17 protein-coding genes and 1 pseudogene are annotated in these 16691 nt (G+C 70.6%); 2 read left to right on the top strand and 16 right to left on the bottom strand.

Annotation, left to right across the window (positions count from 1 at the left end; all coding sequences use genetic code 11):
* Positions 1–209: 209 nt before the first annotated feature.
* From rplT to ACOJSN_RS07815, 12 genes are all read right to left on the bottom strand, one after another.
* On the bottom strand, positions 210–590 hold the full coding sequence (rplT, locus tag ACOJSN_RS07870) for a 50S ribosomal protein L20 (RefSeq protein WP_420111950.1): 381 nt from the start codon (positions 588–590) through the stop codon (positions 210–212).
* 50 nt (positions 591–640) lie between these two features.
* Complete coding sequence (gene rpmI / locus ACOJSN_RS07865; RefSeq protein WP_420111949.1) at positions 641–835, bottom strand: 50S ribosomal protein L35; 195 nt, start codon at positions 833–835, stop codon at positions 641–643.
* 38 nt (positions 836–873) lie between these two features.
* Positions 874–1413, bottom strand: coding sequence for a translation initiation factor IF-3 (gene infC / locus ACOJSN_RS07860; protein WP_420111948.1), 540 nt, complete (start codon positions 1411–1413; stop codon positions 874–876).
* Between the two features lie 321 nt (positions 1414–1734).
* Positions 1735–2991, bottom strand: a complete 1257-nt coding sequence (gene ilvA, locus ACOJSN_RS07855) for a threonine ammonia-lyase IlvA (protein ID WP_420111947.1) — start codon at positions 2989–2991, stop codon at positions 1735–1737.
* Between the two features lie 25 nt (positions 2992–3016).
* Positions 3017–3763 (bottom strand): SseB family protein, encoded by a 747-nt coding sequence (locus ACOJSN_RS07850; RefSeq protein WP_420111946.1) that lies wholly within the window; start codon positions 3761–3763, stop codon positions 3017–3019.
* Positions 3760–4488 (bottom strand): bifunctional 1-(5-phosphoribosyl)-5-((5-phosphoribosylamino)methylideneamino)imidazole-4-carboxamide isomerase/phosphoribosylanthranilate isomerase PriA, encoded by a 729-nt coding sequence (gene priA, locus ACOJSN_RS07845; RefSeq protein ID WP_420111945.1) that lies wholly within the window; start codon positions 4486–4488, stop codon positions 3760–3762. Before priA ends, ACOJSN_RS07850 begins: the two co-directional genes overlap by 4 nt.
* Positions 4489–4508: 20 nt before the next feature.
* Complete coding sequence (gene hisH / locus ACOJSN_RS07840) at positions 4509–5123, bottom strand: imidazole glycerol phosphate synthase subunit HisH (RefSeq protein WP_420111944.1); 615 nt, start codon at positions 5121–5123, stop codon at positions 4509–4511.
* Entirely contained in the window at positions 5120–5767 is a 648-nt protein-coding gene (locus tag ACOJSN_RS07835; RefSeq protein ID WP_420111943.1) for a hypothetical protein, read from the bottom strand. The genes hisH and ACOJSN_RS07835 overlap by 4 nt, the downstream gene beginning before the upstream one ends.
* On the bottom strand, positions 5764–6375 hold the full coding sequence (hisB, locus tag ACOJSN_RS07830; protein ID WP_420111951.1) for an imidazoleglycerol-phosphate dehydratase HisB: 612 nt from the start codon (positions 6373–6375) through the stop codon (positions 5764–5766). Before hisB ends, ACOJSN_RS07835 begins: the two co-directional genes overlap by 4 nt.
* 41 nt (positions 6376–6416) lie before the next feature.
* Positions 6417–7523, bottom strand: a complete 1107-nt coding sequence (locus ACOJSN_RS07825; RefSeq protein WP_420111942.1) for a histidinol-phosphate transaminase — start codon at positions 7521–7523, stop codon at positions 6417–6419.
* 177 nt (positions 7524–7700) lie between these two features.
* On the bottom strand, positions 7701–9173 hold the full coding sequence (locus ACOJSN_RS07820) for an MFS transporter (RefSeq protein ID WP_420111941.1): 1473 nt from the start codon (positions 9171–9173) through the stop codon (positions 7701–7703).
* A gap of 35 nt (positions 9174–9208) precedes the next feature.
* Complete coding sequence (locus ACOJSN_RS07815; RefSeq protein WP_420111940.1) at positions 9209–9601, bottom strand: PPOX class F420-dependent oxidoreductase; 393 nt, start codon at positions 9599–9601, stop codon at positions 9209–9211.
* Between the two features lie 100 nt (positions 9602–9701).
* On the opposite strand from ACOJSN_RS07815, the gene recQ reads away from it, so the two are divergent.
* Both recQ and ACOJSN_RS07805 read left to right on the top strand, forming a co-directional pair.
* A complete protein-coding gene (gene recQ, locus ACOJSN_RS07810; protein WP_420111939.1) occupies positions 9702–11552 on the top strand; it encodes a DNA helicase RecQ in 1851 nt (616 codons plus the stop codon).
* A gap of 170 nt (positions 11553–11722) precedes the next feature.
* A complete protein-coding gene (locus ACOJSN_RS07805; RefSeq protein ID WP_420111938.1) occupies positions 11723–13756 on the top strand; it encodes a thioredoxin domain-containing protein in 2034 nt (677 codons plus the stop codon).
* On the opposite strand, the gene ACOJSN_RS07800 is transcribed toward ACOJSN_RS07805, so the two are convergent.
* The 4 genes and pseudogenes from ACOJSN_RS07800 to ACOJSN_RS07785 form a co-directional block, all read right to left on the bottom strand.
* Positions 13712–14557 (bottom strand): HAD hydrolase family protein, encoded by an 846-nt coding sequence (locus ACOJSN_RS07800; RefSeq protein WP_420111937.1) that lies wholly within the window; start codon positions 14555–14557, stop codon positions 13712–13714. The genes ACOJSN_RS07805 and ACOJSN_RS07800 overlap by 45 nt on opposite strands.
* On the bottom strand, positions 14554–15030 hold the full coding sequence (locus tag ACOJSN_RS07795) for a hypothetical protein (RefSeq protein WP_420111936.1): 477 nt from the start codon (positions 15028–15030) through the stop codon (positions 14554–14556). The genes ACOJSN_RS07800 and ACOJSN_RS07795 overlap by 4 nt, the downstream gene beginning before the upstream one ends.
* A 23-nt stretch (positions 15031–15053) precedes the next feature.
* Positions 15054–15995 (bottom strand): glycoside hydrolase family 43 protein, encoded by a 942-nt coding sequence (locus tag ACOJSN_RS07790; protein ID WP_420111935.1) that lies wholly within the window; start codon positions 15993–15995, stop codon positions 15054–15056.
* A gap of 3 nt (positions 15996–15998) precedes the next feature.
* Positions 15999–16691, bottom strand: a pseudogene (locus tag ACOJSN_RS07785) (sugar ABC transporter substrate-binding protein); the annotation flags it as partial.

The following is a 16691-nucleotide window of genomic DNA, read 5'->3' as shown; positions in this document are numbered from 1 at the left end:
GAGCTCCGCCGTCGTCCAGCTCGACAACGGATCCTCGGCGGTGCTGGTCGACAACGCTTCCCCGGGCGCGGCCGACTGGGTCGACTGGACCGTCGCCACCCGGCTCTACCCGGGCCCGTGGCAGCCCGATCCGGGGTTCTGCTGATCGGAGCATGCGAAACGCCCGGTCCTGCAGGACCGGGCGTTTCGTGTGTGGTGCTGGACGGCGCTCAGGCAGCCGGGGCGTTGACGTCCTCGGGGAGGGCGTTCTTCGCCACCTCGACCAGTGCCGTGAAGGCGGCCTCGTCGCTGACGGCGATCTCGGCCAGCGCGCGACGGTCCACCTCGACACCCGCGAGGCGCAGGCCCTGGATGAGACGGTTGTAGGTCAGGCCGTTCTGGCGAGCCGCAGCGTTGATGCGCTGGATCCACAGACGACGGAAGTCGCTCTTGCGGGCCCGGCGGTCACGGTAGGCGTAGGTGAGCGAGTGCGTCACCTGCTCCTTGGCCTTGCGGTACAGGCGCGAACGCTGGCCGCGGTAGCCGCTGGCGCGCTCGAGGGTGGTGCGGCGCTTCTTCTGGGCGTTGACTGCCCGCTTGACGCGTGCCACGTGGTTCTCCTTGCTTCAGGTCTTCGGGGAAGAGTGCGTGCAGGGGCCTGTTACAGGCCGAGCAGCTTCTTCACGTTCTTGACGTCGGACGGCTTCACCAGGGTGTCGTTCACGAGACGGCGGGCCTGGCGGGAGCTGCGCTCCTGGAACTTGTGCACGTGGCGGGCGCGCTGCTTCATGATCTTTCCGGAACCGGTGACGCGGAATCGCTTCTTGGCGCCAGAGTTCGTCTTGTTCTTCGGCATCTCTTCGTTCTTTCTCGGGTGTGGTGTCCGGGACCGGATCAGCTGGCCTCGGCGGACTGCTCCGCCTTCGGCTCCTTCGGCTGACGCTTCTGCTCGCGCTGGACGTCGACCTTCTTCTTGTTCGGTCCGAGCACCATGGTCATGTTGCGGCCATCGAGACGCGGGGTGGACTCGACGTGGCCCAGCTCGGCGACGTCTTCCGCGAGGCGCTGCAGCAGCCGCATGCCCATCTCGGGGCGGGACTGCTCGCGGCCGCGGAACATGATCATCACCTTGACCTTGTCACCGGCCTTGAGGAACCGCTCGACGTGGCCCTTCTTGGTGCCGTAGTCGTGCGGGTCGATCTTGAGCCGGAACCGGATCTCCTTGAGGATCGTGTTCGTCTGGTTCCGTCGGGCGTCGCGTGCCTTCATGTCGGACTCGTACTTGAACTTGCCGTAGTCCATGAGCTTCGCGACGGGCGGGCGCGCGTCGGGTGCGACCTCGACCAGGTCGAGGTCTGCCTCTGCAGCCAAACGGAGCGCGTCCTCGACGCGGACGATGCCGACCTGCTCGCCGTTGGGGCCGACCAGGCGCACCTCGGCAACTCGGATGCGCTCGTTGATGCGTGGCTCGCTGATAGGTACTCCTCGTGTCGAAACGTGTGGTCTGCCGCCGCACACGAGGAAGGCCCCCGGTGCGAGTGCACGCGGAGGCCCTGTCGGTCCGCCGACGGCGTGACTCACCTGTGGAGGTGCGTCACCATCTCGGACCGGTCGACCCGGGCCCTGTCGTCTCGCTCACGCAAGTCAGTCGGGCCGAGGTGGGAGGGATCTCCGCTTGCACCCTGATCCGCCGTACCGTTTGCACGGCGAGGCAGACCAGTCGGTCAGCGTCCATGATAGCAGAGCGCGAGGGTTTCACATCAGGAAACTGAACAACGGTGATCCGGGTGGCACCTGCTCGATCTGGAGCGGGCTGCGCTCCATGCGCTCGAGCAGGCCGGCAAGCTTCGCGGCGTCGTCGAGCTCGATGCCGACGAGTGCCGGGCCTGTCTCGCGGTTGTTCTTCTTGACGTAGTCGAACACCACGATGTCCTCGCCCTCGGCGAGCACGTCGTCAAGGAAGTGCCGGAGGGCTCCGGGTTCCTGCGGGAACGTCACCATGAAGTAGTGCCGCAGGCCCTGGTGGATGAGCGAGCGTTCGAGGATCTCGCCGTACCGGCTGACATCGTTGTTGCCGCCGGAGACCAGGCACACGACCACGGCGTCAGCCGGGAACTGCCCGGCCATGGAGCGAACCGCGGCGCTCGCGAGCGCACCCGCGGGCTCGGCCACGATGCCCTCCACCTGGTACAGGTCGAGCATCTCGGTGCAGATCGCGCCGGCGTCGACCGTGACGACCTCGTCCACGAGGTCCCGCACGATCGGGAACGGGACCTCGCCCACCCGGCCCACGGCGGCGCCGTCGACGAACGTGTCCACCTCGGCCAGGGCAACCGGCCCACCGGCGGCGAGCGCCGCCGTCATGCTGGCCGCGCCTCGCGGCTCGACGCCGACCACCCGGACCTCGGGGCGCCGCTCCTTCAGCCACAGCGCAAGCCCGGCGATCAGACCGCCGCCACCGACCGGGACGAGCACGGTATGCAGTCGCTCCCCCGCCTGTTCGTCGATCTCCGGAGCGATCGTCCCCTGGCCGGCGACCACGCGCGCGTCGTCGAACGGCGGCACGAACACCGCCCCGGTCCGGTCCGCATCGGCACGAGCCGCAGCGCCGGCCTCGTCGTAGCTCCTGCCCTCGACGACCAGCTCGACCCTGCCCTCACCCAGGGCGAGGATCCTCTGACGTTTCTGGCGCGGCGTCGTCGTCGGCACGAACACCCGGCCATGCACCCCGAGCCGGGCACAGCTCCAGGCGAGGCCCTGGCCATGGTTGCCGGCACTGGCGCACACCACACCGCGCGCCTGCTCGTCCTCCGAGAGCCCGCTGATCAGGTGATAGGCACCGCGCACCTTGTACGAGCGCGTGATCTGGCGATTCTCGCGCTTGAGCGAGACCGACGCGCCGACGAGGTCGCTCAGCCGGGGGCTGTGCTCCAGCTCAGTGCGCCGCACGACCGGGCGAAGCGCGTCGGCTGCGGCGTCGACAGCGGCGGCGTCCAGCCGTGCGTGGTTCATGCTCGTGACGATAGTCCTGGGCCGGTCAGTGCGTGATGGCGGGTCGCACCGTGACCGAGTCGACGAGATCGGCGATCAGCTGGGATGTCGCGAGCGCCTCGCGACAGGCGCGAAGCGTGGCGGCCGTCTCCGGGTCAGGAACCCCGGTCGGGTGGCGCTGCAGGTACGCGACGACCACGATCTCGGTGCGGCCACCCGGCTCGATCTTCGTGGTCCGCACGCCCGGCACGAGCGTGGTCAGCACCGTGTGCACCTCCGTGCGAACGGCAGGGTGACGGACCGCAGGCAGCCACGGCTCGCCCAGCGCGATCGCCCGGACCGCGGGGCGCGGCACCTGCACGGCGTGCTCGGATCCGGGGTCCAGCACGAGCACGCCGTCGGCCTCGGTCCCGGCGGCCAGCGCGGCGCGGCGCCCCTCGGTCGGGACCGGGCGCGCCTCAGCACGCCACCGCTGCATCGCTGTCATGCTCGAGAACACCGGCATGACAGCGCGGCCGTCCGGGGCGGCGACGGTCACCATCGCGGCGTGTGCACTCTTCTCCCCCGCGATCCCGTGCTCGCCGGGCTGGTCCATCTCGTCGAGCCGCGCCACCACCGGAACGAGCACCCGCTCGGTGCGCAGCGCCTCGACCACCGCCTCGAGCCGCTCCTGGGGCCCAGCCAGCGCCAGGGCGGCGGCCAGCGCTGGTGGTGGCGACCCGTCGTCGCCTGCGAACAACGACGTGGGCGGCAGCGCCCTGCCCTCGCCCGCCGGCCCGTGCGCCCCGCTCACGGGCGGCCGGCCACGTCCAGCGCCTCTGGCAACGTGAACGCGCCCGCATAGAGTGCCTTGCCCACGATGGCACCCTCGACGCCGACCTCGACGAGCGTGGTCAGCGCCTCGATGTCCCCGAGGCTCGAGATGCCGCCCGACGCGACCACCGGCTTGCTCGTGGCCTCGCACATCTGCCGGAGCAGGTCGAGGTTGGGTCCGCGCATCGTGCCGTCCTTGGTCACGTCGGTGACGACATAGCGGGCACAGCCGTCGGCGTCGAGGCGGGCGAGCGTCTCCCACAGGTCGCCGCCTTCCTTCGTCCACCCACGGGCGGCCAGCGTGGTGCCCCGCACGTCCAGTCCGACGGCGATGCGGTCGCCGTGGCGGGCGATCGCCGTGGCGGTCCACTCCGGGTTCTCGAGCGCCGCGGTGCCGAGATTGACGCGGCGGCATCCGGTCGCCAGCGCCCGCTCGAGCGACTCGTCGTCACGGATCCCGCCAGAGAGCTCGACATCGACGTCGAGCAGGCCGACCACCTCAGCCAGGAGCGTGGCGTTGCTCCCGCGCCCGAACGCGGCGTCGAGGTCCACGAGGTGGATCCACTCGGCGCCGTCGCGCTGCCACGCCAGCGCCGCGTCGACCGGCGACCCGTAGCGGGTCTCCGATCCGGCCTCGCCCTGCACCAGGCGCACGGCCTGGCCATCGGCGACGTCCACGGCAGGCAGAAGCTCGAGTCGGGTCACGGTGGTCCTCTCAGAAACGCTTACAGGGTGCCGAGCCAGTTGCTGAGCAACTGGGCGCCGGCGTCGCCGGACTTCTCGTGGTGGAACTGGGTGGCGGACAACGGTCCGTTCTCGACAGCGGCCACGAACCGGGTCTCGCCGTGTGTCGCCCAGGTGGTCCGCACGTACTCCGGCGCGGTACGCGCTGCGTACGAGTGCACGAAGTAGAACCGCTCCTGCGCCACGCCGTCGAACAGCACCGAGTCGCGAGCCGGCTCGACCTCGGCCCACCCCATGTGTGGAACCACCGGAGCGTCCAGCCGCTCGACGAGCCCGGACCACTGGTCGAGTCCTTCGACCTCGGTGCCGTGCTCCACGCCGGAGGAGAACATCACCTGATGCCCGACGCAGATCCCGAGCACCGCGCGGCCGCCCGCGAGGCGCCGCTCGATCAGGCGCGGCGCGCCGACCGCCTGCAGCGCCTGCATCACGTGCGCGAAAGCGCCCACACCGGGGACCACCAGCCCGTCGGCATCGGCCACAGCACCCGGGTCAGCGGTCAGCTCAACCTCGGCACCCACACGCTCCAGGGCGCGCACCGCGGAGCGGACGTTGCCGGACCCGTAGTCGAGGACGACCACGCTCGGCCCGGTCACGGGCGCCGCTTCCGCTGCGTCTTGCGGAACAGCCGGCGCGCCTGCCACGGCGCCAGCGTGCCTGGCGCCACGGCGCCGTCGGCCGCATCCGGCTCCAGGGTTCCGAACAGGAGCTGCTCCACCACGTCGTCGGACTGGGCCAGCACAAGGCCCGAGGACACGACGTCCTCGGTGCGCTCACCGTTGTTCCACTGGCTGGCGGCGATCGTGCCGACCAGCCCTTCGTCACCCTCGCCGAGGCGTGAGACCAGCAGCACGGCGCCGTAGCGGCTGGTGCGCGACAGCGTCCCGGCCATCGTCATGGCGATCTCGGGCGCCTCTCCCAGCAGCTCCGCGAGCGAGTCGTCGGACGCGGGGTCACGCTCGATCACGCGCACGGCAAGCGCTCCGCGCGAGGTGGGCACCACGTGCGCATCGATGCCTGCCATCGCGCACAGTCCGGCCAGTGCGGGCGCGGACGAGACGGGCGTCAGCACCACCGCGACCAGTGACTTCGGCCGTGTGGCCGGGGCCTCGCTGGAATCCGGTTCGGACCCGAACGCCTTCGCGAACTCGGCGTCGAAGTCGAAGTCCTCCCCCAGCTCGGGCAGCTCCGGCAGATCCTCTTCGGGCTGCTCGGGACGGTCCTCGGGCGGCACGGTCACAGCGCGCCCTTGGTGGAGGGCACCCCCACGACGCGGGGGTCACGCGCGACCGCGAATCGCAGCGCACGCGCGAGGGCCTTGAACTGCGCCTCCACGATGTGGTGCGGGTCGCGGCCCGCGAGCAGTCGCACGTGCAGGCAGATGCCCGCGTGGTGCGCGATCGACTCGAGCACGTGCCGGGTCAGCGACCCGGTGAAGTGCCCGCCAATCAGGTGGTACTCCTGCCCCTCGGGCTCGCCCGAGTGCACGAGGTAAGGGCGCCCGGAGACATCGACCACGGCTTGCGCGAGCGCCTCGTCCAACGGCACCAGGGCGTCGCCGAACCGGGAGATGCCGGCCTTGTCACCAAGCGCCTCCCGCAACGCCTGCCCGAGGCAGATCGCCACGTCCTCCACCGTGTGGTGGGCGTCGATGTCGGTGTCGCCGCTCGCACGGACGGTGAGGTCGATGAGCGAGTGCTTGCCGAGCGCGGTGAGCATGTGGTCGTAGAACGGCACGGTGGTGCTGATCTCGGTCCGGCCCGTGCCGTCGAGGTTCAGCTCCACCAGCACGGTCGACTCGCTCGTGGAACGCTCGACCCGCCCGGTCCGGTGCTGCGGCTCCTCGATCGTGCTGAGGGCGGACTTGTCGGTCTCGTCCGGCTGGCTTGTCACTGCCCGGTCACCTCCGTCAACGCGTTCCGGAACGCGGTCATCTCCTCGGGTGTGCCGATGCTCACCCGCAGGTACTGCTCGGGTCCAGTCTCCCGTATCAGGACACCTCGATCGAGCAGCCCTTGCCAGATTGCGTGCCGGTCCTCGAACAGTCCGAACAGCACGAAGTTCGCGTCGGAGTCCACAGCGGTGAATCCGCGCTCCCGCAGCCAGCTCAGGCACGCGTCACGGTCGGCACGAATCTGGGCGACCTGCTCCTGCAACAGATCGGCGTGCGCGAGCGCCGCACGTGCGACCGCCTGGGTCACGGCGGACAGGTGGTACGGCAGCCGCACCACCCGCAGCGCATCGACCAGCTCGGGCGCCGCAGCGAGGTAGCCGAGCCGCGTGCCCGCGAACGCGAACGCCTTGGACATCGTGCGGCTCACGGCCAGGTGCGGGTAGCGCGCGAGCAGCGTCAGCGCACTCGCGGTGCCCTCGCGACGGAACTCGGCGTAGGCCTCGTCGATGACGAGGACCGACGACGCCCCGTCGGGTCCGCTCTCACGGGTCGCCTCGGCCAGGCGCTCGACGACGTCGATCGGCACCGCGGTGCCGGTCGGGTTGTTGGGACTCGCGACAAGGACGACGGCGGGGCGCACCCGCTCGATCTCGGCCACCGCAACCTCGGGGTCGATCGAGAAGTCCGCGGCGCGGGGCGCCGCGTGCCAGTCCGTGAGCGTGTCCCGCGCATACTCGGGGTACATCGAGTAGGTAGGCGCGAAACCCAGGGAGGTGCGCCCAGGCCCCCCGAACGCCTGGTGCAGGTGCAACATCACCTCGTTGGACCCGTTGGCGGCCCAGATGTTGGCGACCTCCAGGCCCGTGACGTGCGACTCTCGCTCGAGATAGGCAGCGAGGTCGGCGCGGAGCGCGGCGAAGTCGCGGTCCGGGTAGCGGTTGAGCGCGCCGCCTGCCGCGTGCACGGCTTCGCCGATCTCCTTGATCACCACGTCAGGCGGCGAGTACGGGTTCTCGTTGACGTTGAGCAGGTGCGGCACGTCGAGCTGAGGCGCCCCGTACGGCTCCAGGCCCACGAGGTCAGGGCGCAGCGGCAAGGTCACGGGCCGTGAGTCTAGTGAGGCGCGGTGTCACGCGTTGTGACCCACCACCAGGTGGCACGCGTGAGGCACGATCGCACTGTGACGTCAGCGGCTGATCGCCGCTGCCGACGAGGCCGCTCACCTGGGTGTGCGTGCCGCGCCGCGAATGAGCACCTCGGCCGACGCCCCTGTACCGGGCTACACCTGGGTGGATCGAGCCGCGCGACGTCCGCGCAGGTCCCACAGGCCGGCTCCGAGGGCGAGCAGCAGGAAGGCTCCGACCGCGATCATCGCGTGGTCGTAGGCGTCGCGGTAGACCACCTCGTCCGCCTCGCCCCCGGCGGCCGCGAACACCGTCGCGTAGAACAGCGACAGCGCGATCGCCGTACCGATCGCCGTACCGATGCGTTGACCCAGCTGGCCCATCGAACCGGCGAGCCCACCGTCGTGAACCGGCACGTCGGCGAGCGTCAGTGTCTGGTTGGGCGAGATCACCACGCCACCGCCCAGGCCCGCCACCAGCATGACGCCGGCCATGACGAACGGTGTGGCATCGGCGCTCACCCACCGTGCCACCAGCGCGAGCGCCAGAACGGCGAGGGAGAGTGTGACGAGCCCGCCGATCACCAGCACGCGCCCCAACCGGTTGACGAGGATGCCGCCGTACCAGGAGGTCAGCGCGCTCGCGAGCGCGAACCCGATCGTCACCATGCCTGCGTAGACAGGCTCGAGTCCGAGGCCATGCTGCAGGTACAACGTGGTCAACAGGAAGATCGACGGCATGGCCGCGAAGAAGGCCGCCGCGAGCAGCGTGCCGTTGCGGAAGCTGCCGATGCGCAGCAGCCGGAACGGGATCAGTGGGATGCGACCGGTCAGGGCGTAGTGCCGCTCCCACGCCGCGAACGCGAACCCACAGACGGCGGCAGCGACGAGCGACCACCACCGGCGAGGATCGTCGGACGGGCTGCCGGTGGTCAGCAGGAACGGGATCAACAGCGCCAGCACCGTGAGTCCGAACAGCAGCACCCCGATCGGGTCGAGCTGTAGCCGTTCTCGAGCGGCCTGCGGTTGCTGCCGCGGCAGCAGCCGCATCGCGAGGACCATCGCCGCGAGTGCGAGCGGGACGTTCAGCCAGAAGATGAGCCGCCACCCATCCTGCTCACCGCCGAGCGCGATCAGGAGCCCACCGAGGGTGGGGCCGAACGCCGTCGAGATCCCGATGACGGCACCGAACACGCCAAACGCGCGGCCGCGCTCGGCGCCGGTGAAGAGCTGCTGGACGAGCCCCAGCACCTGCGGCATCTGCACCCCGGCGGCGACGCCCTGGAGCAGTCGGCCGATCAGCAGCATCGTGCTCGTGGTGGCCAGGGCGCAGATCAGGCTCGTGAGCGTGAACAGCGCGAGACCCACGAGGAACAGCGTGCGGCGGGAGCGCTGGTCGCCCAGCCTGCCCAGGGGCACGAGGGTGAGCCCGAAGGTGAGCACGTACCCCGACACCACCAGCTGCAGGTCGGTCGACCCTGCACCGAGCGCCGTCTCGATCGCGGGGAGCGCGACGTTGACCTTCGTCAGGTCGAGGATGGTGATCGAGGCCACCGTGACCGCCACGGCAAAGGCCCGCCACCGATGCGCCTCGGCCGCAGCGTCGGGTCCGGGGGGCGCTGAGGTCACCAAAGCAGCGTACTTGCGCGAGGTGACCCGCCCGCTCACTGCCCGGAGAGCTTCTCCACACTCATGACGAGGATCACCCGCTCGGCCGCGTCAGGCGGCGGCTCGCTGCTCGGGTCGCCGTACCGGTTCTGGAGCTCCACGTAGAACCCGCCGGTCGGGTCGTCGATGACCTCGACCAGGCGGCCACGCACCTCGATGTAGTGCACCGGGTTCTCCGGGTCCATCAGCGCGAGCGACATCGCCGGATTCGCCTGCAGGTTGCGGAACTTCGCCCGATTGCGCTTGTGCGTGAAGCGGATGTGCTCGCCGTCGAACGCGAACCACATGGGGTTGGCCTGCGGCGTGCCGTCGGGGCGGACGGTCCCCAGCACCGCGTAGATCGGGAGGTCGAGGAGCCGACGCTGCTCGTCGGTGAGGTCACTGCTCATGTGCCAGGGAACCACCGGGCGCCGTCGGTCATTCCCCGATGGCTACCTGGGCATCGCGCAGCAGGACCGAGGTGGTCAGTGATTTCCCTAAGGTGGTCACGTGAGCGAGCCGGAGTGGGGACCCCCAGCGACCGACGCGGCAGGCGAACGACCTGCGAGCGCGGTGCAGGCGCTGCAGTCGATCTGGGGCTATGACGCGTTCCGGGGTGAGCAGGCCGACATCATCGACACCGTGATCGCCGGCCGTGACGCGATCGTGCTGATGCCCACGGGCGGCGGCAAGAGTCTGTGCTACCAGGTCCCGGCACTGGTGCGCAGCGGCACCGCCGTGGTGATCAGCCCACTGATCGCGCTCATGCACGACCAGGTCGACGCGCTGCGGCTGCTCGGCGTACGTGCCTCCTACCTCAACTCGACCCAGGCACCGGACGAACGGCGCGAGGTGGAGCGGGCGCTGCTCGCCGGCGAGCTCGACCTGCTCTACCTGGCGCCCGAGCGTCTCGCCGCCGCCGCCGATCTGCTCGACCGTGCCACGATCTCGCTGTTCGCGATCGACGAGGCGCACTGCGTGAGCCAGTGGGGGCACGACTTCCGCCCCGACTACCTCGGGCTCTCACTCATCCACGACCGATGGCCGCAGGTCCCACGGATCGCGCTCACGGCCACGGCCACCGCCGAGACCCGACGCGAGATCGCCGAGCGGCTGGCGCTCACCGACGCCCGGCTGTTCGTCTCCAGCTTCGACCGACCCAACATCCAGTACCGCATCGTGCCCAAGCAGGACGCCCGGGCCGGGCTCCTGCAACTGATCCGCGACGAGCATCCGGGCGAGGCGGGAATCGTCTACTGCCTGAGCCGGGCATCGGTGGAGAAGACGGCGGAGTGGCTCACCGCGCAGGGGATCCCGGCCCTCCCCTACCACGCGGGTCTCGACGCCGGGACTCGCTCACGGAACCAGGCGAGGTTCCTGCGCGAGGACGGCGTGGTGATGGTCGCCACGATCGCGTTCGGGATGGGGATCGACAAGCCGGACGTGAGGTTCGTGGCGCACCTCGACCTCCCCAAGTCGGTCGAGGGCTACTACCAGGAGACCGGGCGCGCGGGACGTGACGGGCTGCCCTCGGTCGCGTGGCTCGCGTACGGGCTGCAGGACGTGGTGCAGCAGCGGCGCATGATCGCCGACGGCGAGGGTGACCGACAGCGCAAGCGTGCCCAGTCGCTGCACCTGGACGCGATGCTCGCGCTGTGCGAGACCGTGCAGTGCCGCCGTCAGCAGCTGCTCGCCTACTTCGACGAGCGAAGCGAGCCGTGCGGCAACTGCGACACCTGTCTCGCCCCGCCCGAGACCTTCGACGGCACCGTGCCCGCGCAGAAGCTGCTGTCCACGATCGTGCGGCTGGAGCGCGAGCGGAACCAGGCGTACGGTGCCGGGCACCTCGTCGACATCCTGCTCGGCAAGGACACCGAGCGGATCCGCCGGTCCGGCCACACCAGCCTCAGTACCTACGGGATCGGCGAGGAGCTGTCCGAGGTGGCCTGGCGCGGCGTGGTGCGCCAGCTGCTCGCCCAAGGCTTCCTCGCGGTCCGTGGCGAGTACGGCGTGCTGGCGATCACCCCGGCCGCGGGCGACGTGCTCTCGGGCGATCGGACTGTGCTGCTACGGCACGAGCAGGAACGCGTCCGTGCCCGCAGCGCACGCAAGGCCAAGGCTGCCCCGGTCGACCTCGACGAGGCGCAGCAGGAACTGTTCACGCGGCTGCGAGCCTGGCGCGCCGAGACCGCCAAGGAGCAGGGCGTACCGGCCTACGTGGTCTTCTCCGACGCCACTCTCGCCGGCCTCGCCTCCGCCCGCCCCACGAACGCGGACGAGCTGCGCGGGGTCTCGGGTATCGGCGAGGCCAAGCTCGAGCGCTACGGCGCCGCCGTGCTCGAGATCGTGACGGCAGGCTGACAGGGGCGGTGACCCTGCTCCCACCCCAGCCCCGCGGCGGTGACCCTGCTCCCACCGGGGCGCCCCGGTGGGACCCAGGTCACCGGCCCCGCGCGGGAGCGGGACCTCACACACCGCTACCGAGCGCGTGAGGTCGGATACTGGGACCAGAGCGACAGGAGTGGTCCAGCATGACGAATCGGCTCGCGCACAGCTTCTCTCCCTACTTGCTCCAGCACGCCGACAACCCGGTGGCCTGGTTCGAGTGGGGTGAGGCGGCGTTCGAGGAGGCTCGACGGCGTGATGTCCCGGTCTTCCTGAGCGTCGGGTACGCCGCGTGCCACTGGTGCCACGTGATGGCGCACGAGTCGTTCGAGGACCCGGCGATCGGCGAGGCGCTCGATCAGCGCTTCGTCTCGGTCAAGGTGGACCGGGAGGAGCGGCCGGATGTCGATGCGATCTACATGGACGTGACGATGGCGCTCACCGGGCAGGGTGGCTGGCCGATGTCGGTATGGCTGACGCCGGAGGGCCACGCCTTCCACGCCGGCACCTACTTCCCGCCGACCGCACGCCCAGGCATGCCCTCGTTCCGGCAGGTGCTCGACGCTGTCACCGACGCCTGGGAGCACCGCCGTGAGCAGGTGCTCGCCGGCAGCGTGCAGCTGACCCGCGAGATCGAAGCGCGCGGCCAACCACCGGCGCCCGGAACGCTGACCGCCGCGGACGTGGACCAGGCGATCGGCTCGCTCGTCGCCCAGGCGGACGAGGCCCACGGCGGGTTCGGAGGCGCACCCAAGTTCCCACCGTCGAGCATTCTCGATGCACTCGTGGCGCGCGCCTCACAAGGCGACGGACGCCTCGCCGACGAGGCCTGGCGCGTCGCCGCGCTGACCGTGGAACGGATGGCACGCGGCGGCATCCACGACCAGCTTGCCGGCGGGTTCGCCCGCTACGCGACCGACCGTGCCTGGGCGATCCCCCACTTCGAGAAGATGCTGTACGACAACGCGCTGCTGCTCGGTGCCTACGCGCGCGGCGCGGTCGAGGCGCGGCGCCGCGGTGAACCGCTCGCCGAGCTGTTCGAGCGGGTGGCGGCACAGACGGTCGAGTGGCTCGCGGCCGACCTCCTCACCGAGCAGGGCGCCTTCGCCTCCTCGCTCGATGCCGACAGCCTCGACGCCCAGGGCGCGCTCCGCGAGGGCGCCGCCTACGTGTGGACGCCCGAACAGCTCACCGACGTGCTGGGCACGGCCGACGGCGACCACGCCGCGCAGCTGCTCGGCGTCGACGCGGCCGGGACGTTCGAGCACGGCACTTCGACCTTGCAGCTGAGCAGCGACCCGGAGGACCGGGACTGGTTCGACGGCGTGCGCGACGGCCTGCGCGCCGCACGCTCCCGCAGACCGGCACCGGCACGTGACGACAAGGTGGTCGCGGCATGGAACGGCTGGGCGATCGCCGCCCTGTCCGACGCCGCGATGCTGCTGGGTCGCCCCGAGTGGCTCCGACTCGCCCAGCGTGCGGCCACCTCGGTGCTCGAGATCCATCTCGACGCCGACCGGTTGCGGCGGACCTCGCGCGATGGCGTCGCCTCCGCCGCGCCCGGGGTAGCGGAGGACTACGCCGGGGTGGCGCTCGGGTTGCTCTCGCTCGCGTGCGCGACCGGAGAGCAGATCTGGCTCACGCGGGCACTGGCGCTGCTGGAGACGCTCGAACGCGACTTCGCCGCCGATGACGGGAGCCTGTACGACACCCCCAACCACGCGGAGTCACTGGTGCGCCGCCCGCGCAACGTGGGTGAGAACGCCACCCCGAGCGGGACCACGGCGATGCTCCGCGCCTCCCGGATCGCCTACCGGCTCAGCGGCGAGGATCGGTGGCGCGAGCGCGCTGACGCCCTCGCCGCCACGGTTGCGGCGTATGTCGCCCAGGCTCCCCGTGCCGCCGGCTGGGCGCTGGCCGATGCGGTCGCCGAGCACGCGCAGCGACACCCGGTCGAGGTGGCGATCGTCGGCGAGCAGGCGGGTGGGCCACTGACCCGCGCCGCCTGGCGAATGGCCCCGGCGGGCAGCGTGGTGGTCACGGGAGTGCCGGATTCCGGCATCCCGCTGCTGACCGCCCGCCCGGTCGTGGCCGGGACCGCCACGGCCTACGTGTGCCGCGGCCACGTGTGCGACCTACCGGTCACCACCGTCGAGGGCCTCGAGCGGCTGCTCGCCTGAGCAGACCACGTCAAGATCGAACAGCTCGGCGAGAACGCGCGCGACGCCGTCGTCGTCGTGGTCGGGCGCCACGTGGTCGGCGACCTCGAGCAGTGCCGGATCCGCGTTGGCCATGGCGTAGCCGGTACCCGCCCACGTGATCATCGGGATGTCGTTGGGCATGTCGCCGAAGGCGGCCACATCGGCCCTCTCGACCCCGAGCTCGCTCGCCACCCGCGCGAGCGTCGCGGCTTTCGTGATGCCGGCCGCGCTGATCTCGATGAGGTCGGGCCCGGTCCAGGTCACGACGGCGCGATCACCGACGGCGCTGACCGTCGCCTTCCTGAGATGGTCCGCATCCAGGCCCGGTGCGGTCACGAGCAGCTTGACGACCGGGTCAGTCCAGATGTCCGCGAGCGGTCCGCGCGGGCAGTCGGGCCGCGGATCCCACTCGTCGACGAAGTGAGGGTCGTAGCGGATGCCGGTCTCGGTCTCGAGGGCGAACGTCGCCTCCGGCACGGCCGCGGCGATCACGTCGGTCAACCGGAGGCCGACCTCCGCCTCGATCCCCCACAGGTGCCGCACGCTGCGGGTGGCGACGTCGAACCAGATGGCGCCGTTGCTCACGATCGCCATGCCGTGACCGCCGACGATCGGCCACAGGTGCTCCATCCACCGCAGCGGTCGAGCGGTGACGAACAGCACCGGCACATCGCGCGCATCGAGGGCCGCGAGCACCGCCCGGGTCCACCCCGACACCGTGCCGTCGGAACGCACCAGCGTGCCGTCGAGGTCGGTGGCAACCAGCCGCGGCGCCGTCATCCCGGCGCCCGTCGCGAGCCGAGCGCGACCAGCGCAGCGGCGACCCAGCCGACCAGCACACCCCAGTACGCCCCGCGGAAGACGGCGTTGGACGGCAACATCCCGCCGTCGTAGTGCGCCAGGAGCGGCAGCGTCAGCAGCGGGGTTAGCAGCGCTGCCAGGACCACCACCATCCAGATCGCTAGGAACGAACGCAGCCCGTCGAACCCCGGCCGGAGCACCGCGCGTATGCCGAGCGCCACTGCCACGCCGACGAGCACGAACGAGAGCACCGCCCCGAGCAGCCACAGCCCGCCGTCGGGGGTGAGAGCAGGCAGCACCGCCAACGGGAACGAGGATCCGCCGGGGAAGAACAGCGGCGGCACGTGGCCCGCATTGAGCAGCCCGTTCGACACCTCGGTGGTCCCGTGCCAGAGGACTGCGACGACCACGCCGGCGGTGATCGCGAGGCCGGTGCGCCGTTGCTGCTGCATGCCCCCGACCGTAGCGTGCTGGTTCAGCTCCGGAAGCGCTCCTGGATCGCGTCGTACTCGTGGCGGCGCAGCGGCACCACCACGCCGTGCTTGGTGTACTCCGGCACCTCGAGCTCGGGCACGTGGGTCCATGTGCCCGAGTCGAGGTCGGTGGTGGTGAACGCGAGGTAGCCCTGCGGCTGCGCCGCGTAGCGATCGAGCCACAGGTACCAGCGGTCCTCGTGGTGGTGCTTGAACACCAACGGGCCCTCGAGGTGATCTGCGAGCTGCTGGCCCACGCGGCTCGCGAGCGTGCGGAAGTCGTCCTCGAGCACCGCAGAGCCGCGCTGATGGAACACCTGCATCGAGTCGGGTGCGGCGTCGTCGTGCTTGGCGAACCGATGCGCCCCGGTCGGCGTGACGTGGATCGTCTGGTCGATCACGCCGACCGGGAGCTCGAGGTACGTCTGCGGCTCTCCGATCGTCACGAAGTCACGGGTGCGGGCGACCATGATCCGACTGGGGCCGGTGGTGCCGAGGCTCGGGTCGCCGTCGTCCTCCAGACCCGACGACCAGAACACCAGGTAGTCGCCAGACTCCGGGTCGTAGATCGACTCCGGTGCCCACGCCATCCCGGCACCCTCCGGCGCGACCCGGAGGAATCGTGGCTCCGACCAGGCGAGCAGGTCGGTCGACTCCCAGACGAGGATGTCGCGGCTACCGCGGTGGCGGTAGGCGAACCAGTCCGGACCTTCGGGCCGCCACACCCGCAGGTCGGTCGCCACCAGGTAGAACCGGTCAGGACCGCGCACGACGTGCGGGTCACGGATACCCGTCGTGCCTGTGGTCGACTCCAGCACCGGGCCGCCGGCAAGCCGCCGCCACCGCAGCGGGTCGTCGCCCACACTGAGCGAGTAGTACACCTTCTCCGCGTGGCCGGCCTGGTCCTCGACGAAGTGGACGAGCAGGTATCCGTACTTCTCCACGCCTCAGCCGTTGGCCTCGACGAAGCGCTCGCGCGCACCGATGACGAGGTCGACGTATTGCTGCAGCCCCTGAGCCTCCACCTCGGCCACGTAGGCGTCCCACTCGCTGAGGTCACGCTGCCCGAGGATGAACTGCAGCGTGGCCTGGTCAACCGTGTCCTTGAGCGGGGTCTGCATGATCGCGGCCTGCTCGAGCTCCATCTCGTCCAGTGGCGCCGGCGGGTTCGGCTCACGCGGGGTGCGGTTGGCGAGCACGTCATCCATGTACTCGATCGTCGCCTCGGTGTAATACGACTCCTTGATCGCGCGCGATTCTGTGGCATCGCTCAGGAAGGTCGAGAACCCGAGGTCCTTCTGCAGGTCGAGCGGGGCGTCGGTGTTGAGGTTCCACAGATCGGCCGAGACGTCGGGAGTCAACGTGTACTCCTCACCCTCCTTCGTGTAGGTCTCGCCCTCGATGCCCCACCGCAGCATCTCGCGCGCCTCGGGGTTGTAGTACAGCCAGTCGAGGAACTGCAGCGCGGCGAGGAAGTTCGGCGAGTCCGCCACCTTCGGCGAGAGCATGAAACCGTGCCAGAACCCCCGCGAGCCGATCATCGGCCCTGCCGGCCCACCGGGAGGAGCGATCTGCCGCAACCCGTAGCCATCCTTGCCGAGGCTCTCGACTCGCTGCGTGCGCGTCGGGGCCAGCCGACG

This window comes from Pseudactinotalea sp., from assembly GCF_048594945.1.
GTDB lineage: Bacteria > Actinomycetota > Actinomycetes > Actinomycetales > Beutenbergiaceae > Pseudactinotalea.
This window is presented reverse-complemented; position numbering and strand designations above follow the sequence as displayed.